Origin of the sequence: Pseudonocardia sp. NPDC046786 (assembly GCF_040645415.1) — a bacterium.
Classification (GTDB): domain Bacteria; phylum Actinomycetota; class Actinomycetes; order Mycobacteriales; family Pseudonocardiaceae; genus Pseudonocardia; species Pseudonocardia kongjuensis.
Genome location: NZ_JBEYYF010000005.1, coordinates 95,318 through 112,386, shown reverse-complemented (window position 1 = coordinate 112,386; position 17,069 = coordinate 95,318). Strand labels below are relative to the sequence as shown.

Genomic DNA, 17,069 nt, shown 5'->3' with positions numbered 1-17,069 from the left:
AGGAAGCCGGCGTGCCAGCCAGCCGTTCGTGCGAGTACCGGTGCTCGACCTGCTCGATCATCTCGTGGTCGATGCAGGCCATCGTCCCGGTGCGGCGGGCCGCCTGGATCACCTCCGCGCAGAACCTGGATGGCCTCCCGCGGGCGGTGGAACGTCGGGCGAGGACGTAGTCGAACGTCGTGGTCCCTCGGGCAGGCGGTACTCGAAGAAGCCGGGCCCACACCTGCTCGTCGGACAGGTCCCGGAGCTTGGGCACCGACCGGCGGATCCGGGCCGCGATCATGGCGAGCAGCTCGCGCTCGCCCCAGGCGATCTTCTCGGCGAATGTCCCGGTACTTCGGGGCGGGATTCACCCGATGCCGGCGAGGAAGGCCCGGACGCGCCGGTTCAGCTGGGCGGCGGCGTCGCGGTCGTAGGCGGCCAGGCTGCTGTCGGTGAACAGGTGCCGGTCGCCCGGATACAGGAACAGCTCGGCGTCGTCGTTCGACGCGACGATGTCACGCGCCGCGTCGAGGTCGCCGTCGGAGCGGAACAGCTCGTCGCCGTCCATCGCGTGGATCTGGACCGGGACACCCTGCGGCCACGGGACGTCGAACTCGGCGGTCGGGATGCAGGAATGGCACAACAGGGCCCCCTGCGCTCCGGGCCGGGTCTGGGCCAGCATCTGCGCCGGCAGCACCCCGAGGGAGAACCCGAGGTAGACGACCTCGGCCGGACCGACGTCGACGGCGTCGCGACCGCGTCCGACGAGGGTGCCGAAGCCGATCTGCTCGGCGTGCGCCACCCCGGCGTCGAGGCTGTCGAACGTCGCCCCGTCGTAGAGGTCGGGCACCGTGACGTCGTGTCCGTCGGCGCGCAGCTCGTCGGCGAACGACCGGATGCCGTCGGTGAGCCCCTGGGCGTGGTGGAACACGACGACACGAGCCATCGGGGCACGGTAGCGAACCAGGTGCGGCCCGTCCCCGACGACGGGATGGTGTGTTCCGGGTTCGCCGGCGGCGGGACCCCGGTCCTACTTCACGAACCGGGAGACGAAATCCAGGCAGGACTGTGCGACGGTCTGCCAGCCCGAGTCGATGGTGAGCGAGTGGCCACGGCCCGGGATCTCGACGAACTCGGTGACGAAGTGTTCGTTCTTCTTCTGCGCGTTGTAGGTCGCCCAGGCGATGGCGTGTGGGGCCTGGTGGTCGAGCTCGCCGGAGACGACGAGCATCGGGCCGCGATCGGCGCCGGTCTTCTCGGCCTTGACTTCGGTGGCCGGGTTGAGGTTCGCGAACGCGGCCTGGAACAGCGGGATGCCCGAGCCGGCGACGTGGAACTGCTCGTACAGCTCGTGCGCCTCCTCCTCGCTGACGGCGTTGGCGAAGCCGTACCGGAACTGGTCGAAGGTGAGTGTGACGGCGCGGTGCCGGTTGGCCGGGTTGACCAGCACGGGAGAGGCGGCCTTCAGCGCGGCCACCGGCAGCGGCAGGACCCCGCGCGACGGCGCCGGATCGATGGCGCAGGTGGCGGCGGACAATCCCCGCCCGGCGAGGATCTGCGCGAGCACCCCGCCGAACGAATGGCCGATGATCGCGGGCGTGCGATCCAGCCGGTCGATGATCATCTGCTGGTACCCGGCGACGTCGCCGACGCTCTTGCCCGCGAACACCTCCGGATGCGCGTGCGCCTCCTCGACCGACGCCGGGTCGTCCGGCCAGCCGGGCGTGACAGCCACGTAGCCGGCGTCCTCGAAGAAGGCCGCCCACCGGTCCCAGCTGGAGTCCAGCAGCCACAGCCCGTGCACGAACACCACCGGTTGTTTCCCCGAGGTGTTCGCCCGGTCGATCTCCTCCTGCTCGGCAGGCGTGGGCGTCGGGTGAGTGTCGGTCATCGATCCTCCACGGGTCGGGCGGCACAGAGGATGCTGGACATCCGCACCGTTGCGCGGTGGACTGGAACTGCACAGCGCTGTGCTGAACGTGCACGTCCGGCCCCAGTACCGCTCCGAGGGTGGAACACGTGGCACTGACCTTGCGCATCGCCGACATCCCCGCCGGGGACCGCGTCGAGTTCCTCCACGACGCCGTCCGGAACCACGTCCTGCCGGTGGAGATGACCTTCACCCCGGACCCGGCCGACATCCGGGTCGACCTCCGGGTCAGCCAGGCGGGCCCGGTGAACTTCTCCTCCGCCCGTTCCAGCGCCAACGCGCTGCACCGCACCCCCGCGCTCGTCCGCCGCGACCACGTCCCGCAGGTGTTCCTCGCGGTCCAGGTCGCCGGTACGACGGTCGTCGAACAGGCCGGTAGCCAGGCGGTGCTGCGTCCCGGGGACATGACGATCTACGACAGCACCCGCCCCTACACCGTGCGGAACCGGGGCGAGACCGAGCTGCACTACTTCCGGGTCCCCCGCGACGCGCTCGCCCTGCCGCAGCGCCGGCTCGACCCGCTGCTCGGGGTGCGGATCGGCGCCGACACGAACCCGCTCGCCGCCGCCGTCAGCTCGTTCTTCACGACCCTCGCCCGCACCTCGGCCCTCGACCGGCCGGACGCCGCGGACACGGTCGCCGTGCCGAGCGTCCAGCTCGTGCGGGCGCTGCTCGCCGTGCACGCCGGTGCGGAGGGGCCGGCGGCCGAGCCGCTGGACGCCTCGCTCACCCTCCGCGTGCAGCAGTACGTGCGCGACCACCTGCACGAACGGGATCTCACCGCGGCCCGGATCGCCGCCGCGCAGCACGTCTCGGTGCGGCACCTCTACGCGACGCTGGCGCGGGAAGGTGTCAGCCTGCACGCCAGCATCCAGCAGCAACGCCTCGAGGAATGCCGGCGAGACCTGCGCGACCCGCGGCTCGCCCATCTCGCCGTCGCGACGATCGGCAGCCGGTGGGGAATCGTCGCCCCGTCGCACTTCGGCCGGTTGTTCAAGGCGGCCTACGGCACGACGCCCAACGAGTGGCGGCGGGGCGGGGCGCGGGCGGCCGACGCCCCGGACGCGTAACCGACGACTGCTCGCACGCCCTCGGCGCCGAACGACACCGCAGTCAGCCAGCGTTGACTTATATAAGTTTCATTTGGCATTCTCCTGCGCGTGCACGCGTTCGACGTTCTCGGCGACCCGGTGCGCCGACGCATCCTGGAGCTGCTCGCCGACGGCGAGCGGACCTCCGGCGCGATCACCGAGGCGATCCGGGCCGAGTTCGGGATCTCCCAGCCGGCCGTCTCCCAGCATCTGCGCGTGCTGCGTGACGCCGGGTTCACGTCCGTGCGGGCCGCCGGCACCCGCCGGTTCTACGCCGTCGAGTCCGCGCCGCTGAGCGAGATCGACGCGTGGCTGGACCGGTTCCGCCGGTTGTGGGACCAACGCCTGGACGCCCTGGGAACCGAGCTGGCCCGGGGCCGGCGTGCAGCCGGACGCCCGGCGGGCGACGGGCCCGCCGCACCGGCCGGGCCCGGTGATGCGGCCACCGATCCATCAGCGAAGGGGACATGACGATGAAGGACGTACTCGACGAACTGGCCGCCACACGCCGCACGATGGGGACCGCGGAGCTACCCGCCGGCGACGCCTACACCATCGAGCTGAGGCGTCACTACGGCGCGCATCCCGACGACGTGTGGGACGCCCTGACCAGCCCCGAGCGACTCAGCCGCTGGCTGGGACCGGTCTCCGGCGATCTCCGCCCCGGCGGGACGTTCGCGCTGGACGGCGGCGAGCACGGCGACATCCTCCGCTGCGAGCCGCCGCACCTGCTGCGGGTGTCCTGGATGTTCGGCCCCGAGGCCGACGAGTGGCCGGGAACCAGCGAGGTCGAGGTGCGTCTGTCCCCCGGCCCGTCCGGCGGCACCGCGTTCGAGCTGGTCCATGCCGCGGCCGTCGGGGAGCCGATGTTCCCCACCTACGGCCCGGGCGCCGGCGGCGTCGGCTGGGACCTGCACCTGCTCGCCCTCGCGACGCTCCTGGGCGGCGGCGGGACCCTCGACCACGAGGAGTTCCAGGCATCGCCCGACGGACGCGAGTTCAGCCGGCGCAGCGCCGCGGCCTGGGGCGAGGCCCATCTGGCCGGTGGCGGCGATCCGGACCAGGTCGCGGCCGCGGTCGAGGCGACCACGGCCTTCTACCTGCCCGACCCGAACGCGCCGACCGGCACGGGCCCACGCTGAACGGTGTGTGTCGCGTGAAGGCGCGGGAGCCGCCGCCCTCACCGAGATCCGAACCCGCGACGGCCGCGTTCGATGGCCGCACCCAGCGGCCGGTGTGGCTATCCCGCACTAGCCGAATCCGCTCTCTACCTGTCTAGTGCGGGGTTGACCACACTCATGACGAAGCCGCGGGACAACGTGAAGCGCATCAGCCGCGAGGCGAAGCGCCAGGGCGTGACCTTCGGCCTCGACCGCGAGGGTGCCAACCACACCGTCTACCGGATCGGGACGACCATCATCCCCGTCCCCCGGCACCGCGAGGTCAACGAGATGACCACCCAGGCCATCTACAAGCAGTGCGAGACCGAACTGGGGAAGGGCTGGTGGCGGCAGTGAGCTACACGGTGAACGCCACCCTCGTCGACGACGAGGGCTGGCGCGGCTGGCACGTGGAGGTCCCCGAGATCGACCGCGCGACCCAGGCCCGTACGGTCGCCGAGATCGAGGTGATGGCCCGCGACCTCATCGAGATCATGACCGGCGAGGACGTCGCCGGGCTCGAACTCGACGTGCACCTCGCGCTCCCGGCGATCGTGTCCGAGCGCCTGGCCGAGGTGAACCGGCAGCGCGCAGCGGAAGCCGCCGCCCGCAGCGCCGCGGCTCGCGCGGCGCGAGAGGCCGCCCTCGGCCTGAAAGACCACGGGCTGTCGGTCCGGGAGATCGGGAAGGTACTGGGCGTATCGCACCAGCGGGCCAGCCAGCTGACCAGCAAGTAGGGCCTGCAGGCTCAGGCCTACGCGTCGCCGGCCGGCGCCCGCCACCGTGCGGCGTCGCGCTCCGCCGCAACCTCGGCCGCGCGGCGCTGCTCGGGCGTCCACGGCAGCGCGACCTCGTGCTCGAGCTCGGCGAGGCGATCGGCGGCGGTGACGAGCGTGCCGCGTGATCTGAGCGCCTGGGTGGGCCTCGGTGGTGCCGTCCGCGCGGTGCCCGATCGCCTGGGCCCGGGCCGGGCCGGAACCGCGCAGGTAGGCCGAGAAACAGACCGGCCGGTCCAGCGCCGGCGTCGTGCGGCGCGTCCCGGCCCGCAGGGTGGCGTCGCTCGGCGACTCCGGGAACTGCCAGACGCAGGCACCGGTGACGCCGTCCATGTCGGCCGGCATGCCCACCGTCGGCGAGAACGACGCCGAGCCGCTCGACGACCCGACGTGAACTCCCGCGTCGAGCGGGACTCACCTCCCCCGGTCGACAGGTCCAGCGTTGCCAGGTTCGGCCCGTGCATCGGATCGAGCAGCCGGCGGGGCCGCCGGTCGAGCCCGTGCCAGGCACGGAGGATGCGCTCGACCTGGGCGGGTAGCGGTCCGGCCAGGCGAAATCCCACTCCCGCCGGACACGCCACAGGTCGACGACGGTCGACCCGCCGAGCGACTCCCATATCCCGCCGATCCGGACCGGCGTGACTGCGACGTCCCCGGCCGGGCGCTCGAAAGCTCCCGCATCGCACCGATCGGACCGAGCAGGAACAGGTCATCCCACGCCACGGCTCACCGTCCTCTTCCCCGGCCTGTGCCGGGTTCCGTGTTCACACCGGCAGCGAGTGCCGCGGCCGCTTCTCGCTGGGCTCGCGATCGGCTGGGCTGCCCTACGCGACGTAGGCTGCGTCGGGTGCCAACGTCGATGATCGTTCTGGCCCACCCTCGACAGGGCAGCTTCTCCCACGCCCTGGCTGAGATCGCCAGAGACGCCCTTCGCGGCTCTGGGCACCAAGTCACCTGGCACGATCTCCACGGCGAGGAGTTCGACCCGGTTCAGGTTCCTGACGGCCTCGACACCACTCGGCCAGAAGGACGCTCAGCGTTCACCTCAGGAGCTGACGCGCTGACCACGCAGCATCGCCGCGAGTTGGCCGCAGCCCACACGCTGGTCGTTGTCCATCCGAACTGGTGGGGAAAGCCGCCGGCAATCATGGCGGGCTGGATGGACCGGGTCCTGGTGTGAGGTTCCCCCGCCGGCTCGGAGTGCTGGTTAGCTGACCGGGGCCGGGTCGGCCCCGTTGGCGGGTGTTGCGGGTTGATCGTCCAGGACGTCCTCCTGGGCGCGCCACGTGGCCTCGTACTCATCCGGTGAAAGCCAGCCGAGGCGGGCCTGGATGCGTTCGGTGTTATACCAGCCGTCGATGTAGGCGAACAGCTCGTTCTCGGCCTCCTCACGGGTCCGCCACGATCTCCGGTAGACGAGCTCGGTCTTGAGTGTGGAGAAGGAGTTCTCCATGAGCGCGTTATCGTAGGAATCGCCGACCGATCCCATGGATGCGAGAATCCCGTGGCCCTCCAGGCGCTGCCCGAATCGCAGCGACGTATAATTCGAGCCGCGGTCCGAGTGATGAACTATTTGTCCGCTGGCGATGTTGCGGGTCCAGACCGCGTACTCGAGCGCGCCGAGGATGAGGTCGGTGTCGCAGCGGTCCGAGCAGCGCCACCCGACGATGCGGTTGGAGAACGCGTCCCGGACCGCGGCCAGCCAGAACGCGCCCTCCCCGCAGGGGATGCGGGTGGCGTCGGCGACCCACAGCCGGTCGGGCGCCGTGGCGGTGAAGTCGCGGTTGACCAGGTCCGGAGCTGGGGGTGTGGCGCGGGTTCTGTCTGGTCGAGGCAACACGCCAGCGTTTGCGCAGGAACGCGCCCTGCAGCCCGTCCTCCCGCATCAGCCGCTCGACCCGCTTACGGGACACGTGGAGTCCGCGGCGGCGCAGGGTCGCGTGTACTCGCGGAGCGCCGTAGGTGGCGCCGGAGCGGTCGTGGATCTCGCGGATCTGTTCGAGGAGCTCGGCGTCGGCGCGGCGGCGCTGCGGCGGGTCGCGTTGTTGGGTGAGCCAGCCGTAGTAGGTCGACGCGGCGACACCGAGAACTTTCAGTATCGGGGCGATTCCGAACCGCTCCTTCAGCGCCTCGACGGCTCTCACCACTTCCTCCTTGTCGGGTCCATCTCCTGGGCGAGAAAAGCGCTGGCCGCCTTGAGGATCTCATTTGCGCGGCGCAGTTCGGCGTTCTCCTTGCGCAGCCGGCGCAGTTCCTCGGCCTCGGCCGTGGTCGGGCGGTCGTGGCGCTCGCCATGGTCGGCCTCGGCCTGGCGGATCCAGTTCCGCAAGGCTTCATGGTGCACGCCCAACTGCTCGGCCAGCCGCCGTATCACCGGCTTGGGGTCGGACTCCCGGTAGAGACGCACCGCGCGCTCACGCAGCTCGTCGGGGTACTTCTTCGGTGCTGCCACGGAGACTCCTTACACGGCCCTTCAGCCATGATCGTCGACCTCCGAGCAAGCGGGGGAACCTCAGGCGTCGTCTGATACGACCGCGCGGCCGGGGATCAGGCTGCGGTCGCACTACCGCGAGCCACCGCGTGGATCACCGGCACGGTCGGCACCGAAGCCAGCAGCACTGCCATCACGAGCAGCGTTCTCCACCACGCGCGCACCATCTATCTCCGAGGTCTTCAGCTGTCGGACTGAAGGTAGGAACAAACGGTGCACAGCGCTGGCGAATGGAACTATCTATTCCCAGTTGCGAACGGTGGGAATGTCGGACAGCTCCCGATCACGGCAGCTGGCACGGATTAGACTTCCAGATGGAAACGTACCCGAACTCCTCGTGACGCACGCCGTTATTGTCGACGATCAAGAAGTCTGCTGTTGCACGATAGTCAGCCTTCTGGCACGGCTCATTCGGGGTGGCGTTCATGTAGTTTACGTTCTCACCCTTTCGCTTGGCTGGAATCTGCCACGTGTACTGTGAGCCTGGGAACTTGCGGTGCAGAACCGCACTCACTCCAAGATATCGTTGCGGTGCCTTGCACTTGATGCGCGGATCAACCGTAACACTTCCTCTGCTGTGTCCCGATGCATGAGGAACTTCCATGATGATGTCGCAGTCGCCAACAGTCTTGGTCGCGGCCCGTGCCTCCGCCGGGTTGACTAGCACGGAACCAGCGACGACTACAGGAATTGCAAGTATAGCAACGACGATCTTGAGGGAACGCATTGTTGCCTCCGTATGTCGAGAGGCCCATCGCACCATGATTTCAATCGGTTCGTCCATGCTGGACACTCGATCGAGCGACAGTTGGTCACTGCTCGACGCAACTACTGGCGAGTATGTGCGCTGGGTAGCGTCCCACCTGCTAGCTCAGGCTTGCGTTGCGGGGCAGACGAAGCCAAGCGGTGGACTCTGCGTCCCAGCCGCTGAGCTGAGCCTTGCCAGCGGGGGTTGGGACGCGGAAATGGTGCGCCAATGCGAGGCCTGATGCGCTCAGGCGCACCGCAACAAGATCCTCTGCCGCCCGCTTCCAGTCGATGGCAGCCTGGTTGCTATTGAGACTCCGAAGGTATGTGCAGACAAGACGTTGATAGTCTTCGGGGCTATTAATTACGAAGATTTCCTCAGGTGACGGTTCCTCGAATACGAAGTTGCGGAGCGGCCTGTTCAATCTATTGAACTCACTGTTCTCGCTTCGCGACCATGCACTAGTCCCGTCGGGTAGATACGACGATGTCCAGAACGCTCCTACGGGCTTGTCTCCAAACAAGTTGTTGTCGGGGTTTTCGATCCGGATCGGTCGCAGATTATCCGAGTGTGTGAAGACGCTCTGAGGTGAGTCGACGCCCTCGCCCCTTAGCCATCCCCGGCTGAGAACTTCGGTGAGCTGACGAACCGCTTCATCGAGGGACTCGTCCGCTCGTGCGGTGAATGAGTCGACTGCGTACTGGTGGCCATTGGCAAACACGATGTCCCAGTACGTCTCGGTTTCATCCTGAGCGACCGGCGTTACCTGATGATCAACTAGAGATTGGGCTGCCTGCAGGATAACTGGGCCCCAGATTCTCGCGGTGGACATTAGCGGTTCCTCCACTTCACGGTTGCGTCGATATTTACCCTAGCCCGGGCTCTTCATGGCGGGCCGGGCGCAGATGACCCCCGAAAGAAGAAAGTGCCTCTCGGCCAGGTAGGACAGGGCTTGCTGAGGGCTCTGTTCACCGCGGTCGAGGAGGCACTTTCCGAGTGCAGGCTACAACCACCCGTCCGAAGCTCATCGTGACCGCTGACGGGGCCGGTGTGGTGTCGCACGCCGGTTCCCGTCTGCTGGCCGACGTCGCCGACCACACCACCCTGACCGGCGAGCTGTCCCAGGTCCTGGACGAGTTGCGGCGGCCGGGAACCGGCACGATCCAGGCCGGGTCCTGGTCGACCTCGCGGTCGCGGTCGCCGACGGCGCGACCACGATCTCCGAGATCGACGTCCTGCGTGACCAGGGCGAGTTGTTCGGGCCGGTGGCGTCGGACTCGATGTGCTGGCGGCTGCTCGACCGCCTCGACGAGGCGATCCTGGCCCGGGTGGCAGCGGCGCGGGCGAGGGCTCGGGAGGTGGTCTGTGACCAGCACGCCGAACACCACGGCATGTCCGCAGGGAAGCCGCCACGAAGCAGGCGGCGAACAAAGCGCTGCAGGACGCGCTCGCCGACCGGCCCGGGTTCTCCTCCTCCGGGATCGACCGGGAAACGCGCATCCGGATCGTGGCCGAGGCCTGGATGGCAAAGATCGAAGCGCGGGTCGAGCAGGGCGCCGTCGCACCGAACACACTGCGCGTCTACCGCTCCGTGTGGGACAACCACATCGCCGCCGCCGTCGGGGAGCTCCGGGTTAGGGACGCCACCGTCGGCCGGCTGGATGACTTCCTCATGGCGCTGCGTGCGCACCGGTCAGCATCGGTGACTCAGACGGCGAGGACCCTGTCCGGGGTGCTCGGACACGCAGTGCGAGACGGGGCACTCGCGCAGAACCCGATCCGGGACGTGTCCCGCATCCCCGGCGGCAGCGAGAAGGAGCCCCGCGCCCTGACCCCGCAGGAACGGGAACGATGGCTGGAAGCGCTCTCCGAGGACTACATCGCGCTACGCCACGACGTCCTCGACCTGACGCGGTTCCTGCTCTCGGCCGGGGTCCGCATCGGGGTGCGTGTCGACCACGGCGTCACCCGCGTCACCGGCCACGGCCTCGTGCGGGGCAAGACGAAGACCCGCGCCGGGGAACGCACTCTGGCGTTGACGCCGTGGACGCTGCAGATGCTCGAGGACCGGCTACGGATGCTCGGGGAGGGTCCGATCTTCCCGTCCACGGAGGGGACGTGGCGGGACCCGTCGAACACCGGCCGCGTGTTCCGGGAGGCCCGCAAGCGGGCCGGGTTCGACTGGTTGACCACGCACAGCTTCCGGAAGACAGCTGCGACGGTGATGGACCAGGGCGGGCTGACGGCCCGGGAGATCGCCGACCACATCGGGCACTCGCGGATCTCGATGACCCAGGACGTGTACATGGGCCGGCGTGTCGCTTCGGATCGGGCGGTGTCGGCGCTGGCCGCGGCAGAAGTGCGGGAGCAGCGCCAGGGCAAAGTGTGAAAGTAAGCGGAAAGCGAGATGTGGATCTGTCTGCTTGATCGCGTCCCGGTGCTCTGACCTGGGGGTTAAGCTCCTCCGATTGGACTCGAACCAATAACCGCCCGATTAACAGTCGGGTGCTCTGCCATTGAGCTACGGAGGACCGTTCACGCCGCCCGAACCCTCGTCCCGGCGACGGACAGAACTCTACAACACGCTCCGGAGCACCTCGGCAACCCCCCGTTCGGCCGCCGTTACCGCAGGTCGAGCCGGGATCCGGGTGCCGCACGACGGCCCCCGGCGGTCCGGGTACGGTCGCGGTCGGGAGGTGAGGGGAATGGTCAGGTTCCTCGTGGGGGTTGCCGTCGGGTACGTCCTCGGTACCAGAGCCGGGCGTGAGCGCTACGAGCAGCTCGTCCGCGCCTACCATCGCACCGTCGACCATCCCGCGGTCCAGGGCGCCGCGGGCGTCGCGCAGGCCGGGGTCGAGAACGTGGTGGGCAGGATCGGCGGCGAGCGCCGCGACGGCGAGAGCTGACGCAGACCGGCGGCGCGGGTCAGCGGCGGGCCACCGCGAACACCCGGCGGAACGGGAACCGGGTCCGGCCGTCGGGACCCGGCGGGTAGGCCGCCCGCAGGCGGGGCGCGAGCTCACCGACGAACCGGGCGTAGCCGGCGTCGTCGAGGGTGTCCCGGACCGGCCGCAGCGCGGAGCCTTCGATCCAGCGCAGGACGGGATCGTCGCCGTCCAGCGCGTGCAGGTAGGTCGTCTCCCAGACGTCAGCGTCGGCGCCGGCCGCGGACAGCAGCTCGGTGTAGCCCGCCGGATCGAGCACCGTCCCGGCAGCGCGGAGCGCGAGCCGGTCCCGCCACTGCGGCTGCGCGGCGAGCTCCCGGATCAGCACGTGCGACAGTGCGCCGAAGTTGCCCGGCACCTGCACCGCGAGCCAGGCGCCCGGCCGGAGCGCGGCCAGCCAGCGCCGCAGCACGTCGTCGTGCCCGGGCACCCACTGGAGCACCGCGTTGCTGACGATCGCCCCGGTGTCCGGCGCCGGTGTCCACTCGCGGACGTCGGCCGGTACCGCGTCGACGCCAGCGGCGCGGGCCGCACGGACCATCTCCGGCGAGGAGTCGAACGCCTCGACGGCCGCACCGGGGAACCGGGCGGCCAGCAGCCCGGTGAGGTGGCCGGGCCCGCACCCGGCGTCGACCACCCGGGGCAGGGCCGGATCGAGCGGCCCGATCCGGGCGACGAGATCGACGAACGGGCGCGACCGGTGGTCGTCGAACGCCCGGTAGAGCGCCGGTTCCCAGGTCGGGTTCACGGGCTTCCGGGCAGCCGATCCGCCAACCCCTCGGCGAGCCGGCGGGCGGCGACCGGGTCGGTGCCGGCGTCCGGACGGACCTGCAGGACCAGCCCGTCCCGGCCGGGCACCTTGCGCTGCAGCACCCAGGCCCCTCCCCCGGGCAGCTCGCGCCGGTTGCGGGTACGGATGGACTGGGTGACCCGCTCGTGCACCGCCTGCGGCACCTTCCCCGGCTCGGTCAGCCGGTACCGGACCGGGCGGGAGTCGGTCAGCAGCTCGACGGCCGGCCCGACCTGCTCGGCGACCGTCGGCGTCACCACCAGCGAGGTCTTGTCCCAGGCGGCCTTGGCGATCTCGTGCCAGCCGATCCGCTCACCGGACGGCGGCCACACCCCCCAGGAGGTGACCACGAGCATCCCGCCGCCGGACACCTCGGCCGTCGCGACGACGGCCTCCTCGTCGGCGAGGTTGTCCGCGACCGCGTCCGGCACCGGATCGCGGCCGAACAGCCGGCTCCACAGCCCCGTCACGACGCCACGCCCGATGCCTGTTCGCGGAGCGCGATCCGGTACTGCTCGAGCGGGACGAGCACGCCGAACAGCTCGTTGTACTCCTCGAAGTCAGTGGTCGCGTTGGTCCGCTGCAGCTGCGATTTCAGGTCGGCGATCTCCCGCTCGACCAGGCCGAGCCGCACCCCGGCCAGCACGCCGTTGACGTAGCGCACCTCGTCGGTGTTCCGCTTGGGCAGCTCCAGGTCCTCCACCGCCATCTCGCTGACCAGCCGCTTCACGTCCTCGGTTGCCACCTGCGCGACGACGGCGTCGAGCCACTCCGGGCCGTCCAGCCCGGACTGGACCCCACCGGCGGCCATGATCGCCCGGTGCACGGCCGCGAACTGCGGGTGCGTGAACCCGGCCTCGGGCAGCTCGTCGAACCCGGGCCCGACGACGCCGGGGATCTGCAACGCCGCCTTCAGCGCCTCCCGCTGCAGGTGCAGCCGGGCGTCGCCGCGGGGCGGCGCGGGCGGCGCGGCCCGGCGCCGGGACCGGCCCTCGACCGGGGCGCCCGCGGTCTCCCGCACCCGGCGCACGACGACGGCGATGTCGTCCCAGCCGACCCAGCCGGCGAGCCGGCGGGCGTACTCGTCGCGCAGGTCCTCCCGCTTGATCCGGGCGACCAGCGGGACGGTGCGCTGCAGCGCCGCGACCCGGCCCTCGGCCGAGCTGAGGTCGTGCGAGCGGAGCTCGGTGCGGATCGCGAACTCGAACAGCGGCTCGCGCCGGGCGACCAGGTCCTTGACGGCGGCGTCGCCGTGGTTGTTGCGCAGGTCGCACGGGTCCTGCCCGTCTGGGGCGACGGAGACGAAGGTCTGCGCGGCGAAGCTCTGGTCGCCCTCGAACGCCTTCATCGCGGCGCTCTGACCTGCGGCGTCGCCGTCGAAGGTGTAGATGACCTCGCCGCGGTCGAACGAGTCGTCGCCGATCAGCCTGCGGATGACCGAGACGTGCTCGGAGCCGAACGCCGTCCCGCAGGACGCGACCGCGGTCGGCACCCCGGCCAGGTGCATCGCCATCACGTCGGTGTACCCCTCGACGACGACGACCTGCCGCGACTTCGCGATCTCCCGCTTGGCCAGGTCGAGGCCGAACAGCACGTGCGTCTTGCGGTAGACCGGCGTCTCGGAGGTGTTGAGGTACTTGGCCTCGATGCCGTCGTCGTCGAACAGCCGCCGCGCCCCGAACCCGACGACGTCACCGCCGAGATCGCGGATCGGCCACAGCAGCCGCCGGTGGAACCGGTCGATCGCGCCGCGCCTGCCCTCCTTGGAGATCCCGGACTTGATCAGCTCCTCGAGCTGGAAGCCCTGGCCGAGCAGGTGCTTGGTCACGGTGTCCCAGCCGGCCGGGGCGTAGCCGCAGCCGAACGTCTCGGCGGCGGCGTCGTCGAACCCGCGCTCGGCCAGGAACTGGACGGCGGCCCGGCCGGCCGGGGTGCGCAGCTGCTCGGCGTAGAACTCGGCGGCCTTCTTGTTGATCTCCAGCAGGCGGCTGCGGGTGCCACGGTCGCGCTGCACCGACGAGCCGCCGCCCTCGTAGGTGAGCCGGACGCCGCACCGGTCGGCGAGCCGCTCGACCGCCTCGGGGAAGCCGACCATCTCCATCTTCATGATGAAGTCGATGACGCTGCCGTGCTCGCCGCAGCCGAAGCAGTGGAAGGTGCCGTGCGAGGGCCGGACGGTGAACGACGGCGACTTCTCGTCGTGGAACGGGCACAGGCCCTTCAGCGAGCCGGCGCCGGCGCGGCGCAGCGCCACGTACTCCTCGACGATCTCCTCGATCCGGGTGCGGCTGCGGACCTCGGTGATGTCTGAGTCCCGGATCCGTCCCGCCACGGGGGCGATTCTAGGCGCGCCCGGTCAGGGCGGCGGGACGGCGGCCCCCGCCGGTACCGGCTCGGCGTCGCGTCCCGGCCGGTCCCGGCCCCACCGCCCGGGGAACCTGCCCAGGCCGACGAACATCCCGACCAGCGCGATCGCCAGGCCGAGCACCGCCTGAGCGGTGAGCGGCTCCCCCAGCACCGGGACCGCGGTGAGCGCGGTCGTCGCGGGCACCAGGTTCAGCAGCGACGACACGTACACCGTCGACCGCCAGCGCAGCAGCAGGAACATCAGCACGAACGCGCCCGCCGAGTTGATCACCCCGAGCCAGACCACCGCCAGCCAGCCGCCGGGCGTCAGCGGCAGCCAGGCCACCCCGAGGAACGGGAACACCGCCAGGGTGGCGACCAGGGAGGTCGCCATCTGCACGACCACGCTCGTCACGACGGGGGTGCGGTCGTTGAACCGCTTCTGGTAGAGCGTCCCGGCGGTCAGCGCGAGCATGCCGAGCACCGGGAACACGACGCTCCAGCCCAGGCCGCCGCCGAGGTCGTCGGCCAGGACGACGTACACGCCGGTCGCCCCGATCAGCAGGCCGACCACCGGGGCGGGGCCGAGCCGGGTCGCGAGCAGCAGCGGGGTGAGCAGCCCGACCAGCAGCGGCGCCATGCCGAGGATCAGGCTGGACAGACCGGCGGGCACCCCGGCGGAGAGCCCGGAGTAGACGAACGAGAACTGCCCGACCTGCAGCAGCAGCGCGGTGACGGCGAGATGCAGCCAGGCCCGGCCGACCGGCAGCGCGGGCCGCAGCACCGCCGCGGCCGCCAGCATCACGGCCAGCGCGATCACGAACCGCCACAGCAGGACCGCGGGGACCTCCAGATGGCCGGTGGCGATCTTGCCCGCGATGAAGCCGGACGCCCAGAGCGGGACGAACAGCACGCTCAGTGCGGGCACCGGCCAGCGGGAACGGGTCACCGACCCACTCCATCGCGTTGCTAACGAGGTGGCAAGCCGAGGAGACCCCGGCCTCACCCGCACGGGCGGGGGCCGGGCCGCAGCGGGACTGCGGCCCGGCCGCGCTCAGACTGGGCTCAGACCGCGGTCGGGTCGCGGTCCGGTCGCGCCACCCGCCGATCCGGCTCCGCGCGGTTCCGGCGCGCGGCGGCCCACTCGTCGTACACGGCCAGTACGGCGGTCGCGAGCGGGATCAGCACCAGGGCGGACGCCACCCACACGACGTCCTCGCCCCGGTCGATCCACTCCACCGGGGTCCCCGCACCGAGCACCACCCACAGCACCGCGGCCGCGGCGGCCAGGACCAGCAGCGGCAGCACCGCCCGCAACACCCTCGCCATCCCCTCCTCCTCGCCAGCACGTCATCGACAGGACATTATCTATAGTTGTAGTGGTAGATTTACCTCATCGGCAACTTCACCACCGGCCATCACCGGGAGAACGGACACGCATGGGACTCGACCGGCTCGACGACCCCGACTACCCGTCGATGGCGATGGGCGAGGCCGCCCACGTCCTCGACGTCGAGCCGGCCTTCCTGCGCAGCCTCGACAGCGCGGGCATCGTCAGCCCGCACCGCTCGACGGGCGGCCACCGGCGCTACTCGCGCCGCCAGCTCGAGCACGCAGCCAGGCTGCGCGAGCTGCTCGACCACGGGCACTCCCTGGAGTCGGCGTCCTGCATCGACCAGCTGCGTACAGACCTGACCGCGAGCGAGTCACAGCTCCACGCGGCGCACGCGGAGGTCGACCGGCTGCGGCGGGCGATCGAGGACCTCGGCGGATCGAGCGGGACGACGACACCATCAGATCGATAGTCTTGACAGCCGGAAATCTCTAGTGCAGACTTGAGTTAAGTCAGAGCACACCGGCTCTGACCATCGGAGAAGAGACACAACACAGTCGGCCGGACCGCGGTTCCGCTGGCGCGGGCCCCGACCGGCCGCTGGGAAGGGGTGGTTCGACATGCTGATGCGGACTGATCCGTTCCGCGCACTGGACCGGCTCGCAGCGCAGGCCCTCGACGCGGGCGGGACCTGGTCCCGGCCGGCCGCGATGCCGATGGACGCCTGGCGCCACGGCGACGAGTTCGTGGTCGAGTTCGACCTTCCCGGCATCGACCCCGACGCGGTGGAGCTGTCGGTCGAGCGCAACACGCTGACCGTCAGGGCGGAGCGTCGACCGGCCGGTGCCGCCAACGCCGACCAGGTCGAGTGGGTCGCCTCCGAGCGCACCTACGGCGTCTACTCGCGCCAGCTGTTCCTCGGCGAGAACCTCGACACCGCCAACATCCACGCCTCGTACGAGGCCGGGGTGCTGCGCATCCGGATCCCGGTCGCCGAGTCGGCGAAGCCACGCACGATCGCGATCGCGTCCGGGCACTCCACCGACCGCACGCAGATCAACGCCTGATCCCGGTCGCCCGCAGCGACCGGACGTGAGGGAGGTGGTGGAGGTGACCGCCGATCCCACACCGACGCCCACGACGATCCCGCCCCCCGGGGACGCCGACGGCATCGGGCCCCGGATCGACGCGGTCTTCGACGAGGAGTTCCTGGCGGTCGTCGCCGCCTCCGGGCCGTGGCCCACCGGCACGGCCCCGCGGCGGGCGAGCGGGCGCGGGCGCCGGCCGGTCCGGGTCGGCACCCGGCCCCGTCGACCCGGGTCGCAGCACGGTGTCCGGCCCGCCGGGCGCCGCCGGCCGGCGGGCGGCCGGAACCGGATCCGGCCCGACCAGCGATCTCCTCCGCCGGCCCGCGTGCACTGACCGGCACCGCCCGGGCGGATCCGTCCCACGACCCGCCCGGGCCCGATCCCTCGTA

Annotated in this window: 23 protein-coding genes, 1 tRNA gene and 1 pseudogene; 12 read left to right on the top strand and 13 right to left on the bottom strand. The window is 70.7% G+C overall.

Going from position 1 to position 17,069, the window contains the following annotated elements; genetic code table 11:
* Positions 1-349: 349 nt before the first annotated feature.
* On the bottom strand, positions 350-928 hold the full coding sequence (locus tag ABZ881_RS07970) for a dienelactone hydrolase family protein (protein ID WP_358482757.1): 579 nt from the start codon (positions 926-928) through the stop codon (positions 350-352).
* A gap of 84 nt (positions 929-1,012) precedes the next feature.
* A complete protein-coding gene (locus tag ABZ881_RS07965) occupies positions 1,013-1,873 on the bottom strand; it encodes an alpha/beta hydrolase (protein WP_358482756.1) in 861 nt (286 codons plus the stop codon).
* Between the two features lie 128 nt (positions 1,874-2,001).
* Between ABZ881_RS07965 and ABZ881_RS07960 the strand changes: the two genes are divergently transcribed.
* The 7 genes from ABZ881_RS07960 to ABZ881_RS07930 all read left to right on the top strand — a co-directional run bounded on the left by ABZ881_RS07960 (position 2,002) and on the right by ABZ881_RS07930 (position 6,119).
* Positions 2,002-2,982, top strand: a complete 981-nt coding sequence (locus ABZ881_RS07960) for a helix-turn-helix domain-containing protein (protein ID WP_358482754.1) — start codon at positions 2,002-2,004, stop codon at positions 2,980-2,982.
* A gap of 90 nt (positions 2,983-3,072) precedes the next feature.
* Entirely contained in the window at positions 3,073-3,474 is a 402-nt protein-coding gene (locus tag ABZ881_RS07955) for a metalloregulator ArsR/SmtB family transcription factor (protein WP_358482752.1), read from the top strand.
* Positions 3,475-3,476: 2 nt separating this feature from the next.
* Positions 3,477-4,145, top strand: a complete 669-nt coding sequence (locus ABZ881_RS07950; protein WP_358482750.1) for an SRPBCC domain-containing protein — start codon at positions 3,477-3,479, stop codon at positions 4,143-4,145.
* Positions 4,146-4,301: 156 nt separating this feature from the next.
* Positions 4,302-4,520 (top strand): hypothetical protein, encoded by a 219-nt coding sequence (locus tag ABZ881_RS07945; RefSeq protein ID WP_358482749.1) that lies wholly within the window; start codon positions 4,302-4,304, stop codon positions 4,518-4,520.
* On the top strand, positions 4,517-4,900 hold the full coding sequence (locus ABZ881_RS07940) for a hypothetical protein (RefSeq protein WP_358482746.1): 384 nt from the start codon (positions 4,517-4,519) through the stop codon (positions 4,898-4,900). The genes ABZ881_RS07945 and ABZ881_RS07940 overlap by 4 nt, the downstream gene beginning before the upstream one ends.
* A gap of 289 nt (positions 4,901-5,189) precedes the next feature.
* Entirely contained in the window at positions 5,190-5,333 is a 144-nt protein-coding gene (locus ABZ881_RS07935) for a hypothetical protein (RefSeq protein ID WP_358482745.1), read from the top strand.
* A gap of 453 nt (positions 5,334-5,786) precedes the next feature.
* The gene (locus tag ABZ881_RS07930; RefSeq protein ID WP_358482743.1) at positions 5,787-6,119 is read left to right on the top strand and encodes an NAD(P)H-dependent oxidoreductase; all 333 of its coding nucleotides are present in this window, start codon (positions 5,787-5,789) and stop codon (positions 6,117-6,119) included.
* Positions 6,120-6,146: 27 nt separating this feature from the next.
* On the opposite strand, the gene ABZ881_RS07925 is transcribed toward ABZ881_RS07930, so the two are convergent.
* From ABZ881_RS07925 to ABZ881_RS07905, 5 genes and pseudogenes are all read right to left on the bottom strand, one after another.
* The gene (locus ABZ881_RS07925) at positions 6,147-6,776 is read right to left on the bottom strand and encodes an IS3 family transposase (protein WP_358482741.1); all 630 of its coding nucleotides are present in this window, start codon (positions 6,774-6,776) and stop codon (positions 6,147-6,149) included.
* Between the two features lie 19 nt (positions 6,777-6,795).
* Positions 6,796-7,083: pseudogene (locus ABZ881_RS07920) on the bottom strand (IS3 family transposase); the annotation flags it as partial.
* Entirely contained in the window at positions 7,080-7,391 is a 312-nt protein-coding gene (locus tag ABZ881_RS07915) for a transposase (RefSeq protein WP_358482740.1), read from the bottom strand. The pseudogene ABZ881_RS07920 and the gene ABZ881_RS07915, both read right to left, overlap by 4 nt.
* Positions 7,392-7,713: 322 nt before the next feature.
* Positions 7,714-8,214, bottom strand: coding sequence for a hypothetical protein (locus ABZ881_RS07910; protein ID WP_358482739.1), 501 nt, complete (start codon positions 8,212-8,214; stop codon positions 7,714-7,716).
* A gap of 82 nt (positions 8,215-8,296) precedes the next feature.
* Complete coding sequence (locus ABZ881_RS07905; protein ID WP_358482738.1) at positions 8,297-9,010, bottom strand: hypothetical protein; 714 nt, start codon at positions 9,008-9,010, stop codon at positions 8,297-8,299.
* Positions 9,011-9,700: 690 nt separating this feature from the next.
* Between ABZ881_RS07905 and ABZ881_RS07900 the strand changes: the two genes are divergently transcribed.
* A complete protein-coding gene (locus ABZ881_RS07900) occupies positions 9,701-10,567 on the top strand; it encodes a tyrosine-type recombinase/integrase (protein WP_358482737.1) in 867 nt (288 codons plus the stop codon).
* Between the two features lie 70 nt (positions 10,568-10,637).
* Here ABZ881_RS07900 and ABZ881_RS07895 read toward each other — a convergent pair.
* Positions 10,638-10,709: transfer RNA gene (locus ABZ881_RS07895), tRNA-Asn, on the bottom strand.
* Between the two features lie 174 nt (positions 10,710-10,883).
* Between ABZ881_RS07895 and ABZ881_RS07890 the strand changes: the two genes are divergently transcribed.
* Entirely contained in the window at positions 10,884-11,084 is a 201-nt protein-coding gene (locus ABZ881_RS07890) for a hypothetical protein (protein ID WP_358482736.1), read from the top strand.
* 19 nt (positions 11,085-11,103) lie between these two features.
* On the opposite strand, the gene ABZ881_RS07885 is transcribed toward ABZ881_RS07890, so the two are convergent.
* The 5 genes from ABZ881_RS07885 to ABZ881_RS07865 form a co-directional block, all read right to left on the bottom strand.
* A complete protein-coding gene (locus tag ABZ881_RS07885) occupies positions 11,104-11,871 on the bottom strand; it encodes a trans-aconitate 2-methyltransferase (RefSeq protein ID WP_358482733.1) in 768 nt (255 codons plus the stop codon).
* The gene (locus tag ABZ881_RS07880) at positions 11,868-12,383 is read right to left on the bottom strand and encodes a hypothetical protein (protein WP_358482731.1); all 516 of its coding nucleotides are present in this window, start codon (positions 12,381-12,383) and stop codon (positions 11,868-11,870) included. The genes ABZ881_RS07885 and ABZ881_RS07880 overlap by 4 nt, the downstream gene beginning before the upstream one ends.
* The gene (dnaG, locus tag ABZ881_RS07875; RefSeq protein ID WP_358482729.1) at positions 12,380-14,245 is read right to left on the bottom strand and encodes a DNA primase; all 1,866 of its coding nucleotides are present in this window, start codon (positions 14,243-14,245) and stop codon (positions 12,380-12,382) included. The genes ABZ881_RS07880 and dnaG overlap by 4 nt, the downstream gene beginning before the upstream one ends.
* Positions 14,246-14,269: 24 nt before the next feature.
* Positions 14,270-15,208, bottom strand: coding sequence for a DMT family transporter (locus ABZ881_RS07870; RefSeq protein ID WP_358482728.1), 939 nt, complete (start codon positions 15,206-15,208; stop codon positions 14,270-14,272).
* Between the two features lie 116 nt (positions 15,209-15,324).
* Positions 15,325-15,588, bottom strand: a complete 264-nt coding sequence (locus tag ABZ881_RS07865; RefSeq protein WP_358482726.1) for a hypothetical protein — start codon at positions 15,586-15,588, stop codon at positions 15,325-15,327.
* Between the two features lie 110 nt (positions 15,589-15,698).
* On the opposite strand from ABZ881_RS07865, the gene ABZ881_RS07860 reads away from it, so the two are divergent.
* The 3 genes from ABZ881_RS07860 (at position 15,699) to ABZ881_RS07850 (ending at position 17,014) form a co-directional block, all read left to right on the top strand.
* The gene (locus ABZ881_RS07860) at positions 15,699-16,064 is read left to right on the top strand and encodes a helix-turn-helix domain-containing protein (protein ID WP_358482725.1); all 366 of its coding nucleotides are present in this window, start codon (positions 15,699-15,701) and stop codon (positions 16,062-16,064) included.
* Between the two features lie 148 nt (positions 16,065-16,212).
* On the top strand, positions 16,213-16,659 hold the full coding sequence (locus tag ABZ881_RS07855; RefSeq protein WP_344020137.1) for an Hsp20/alpha crystallin family protein: 447 nt from the start codon (positions 16,213-16,215) through the stop codon (positions 16,657-16,659).
* Between the two features lie 43 nt (positions 16,660-16,702).
* Positions 16,703-17,014, top strand: coding sequence for a hypothetical protein (locus tag ABZ881_RS07850; RefSeq protein WP_358482723.1), 312 nt, complete (start codon positions 16,703-16,705; stop codon positions 17,012-17,014).
* The last annotated feature ends 55 nt before the right edge of the window (positions 17,015-17,069 follow it).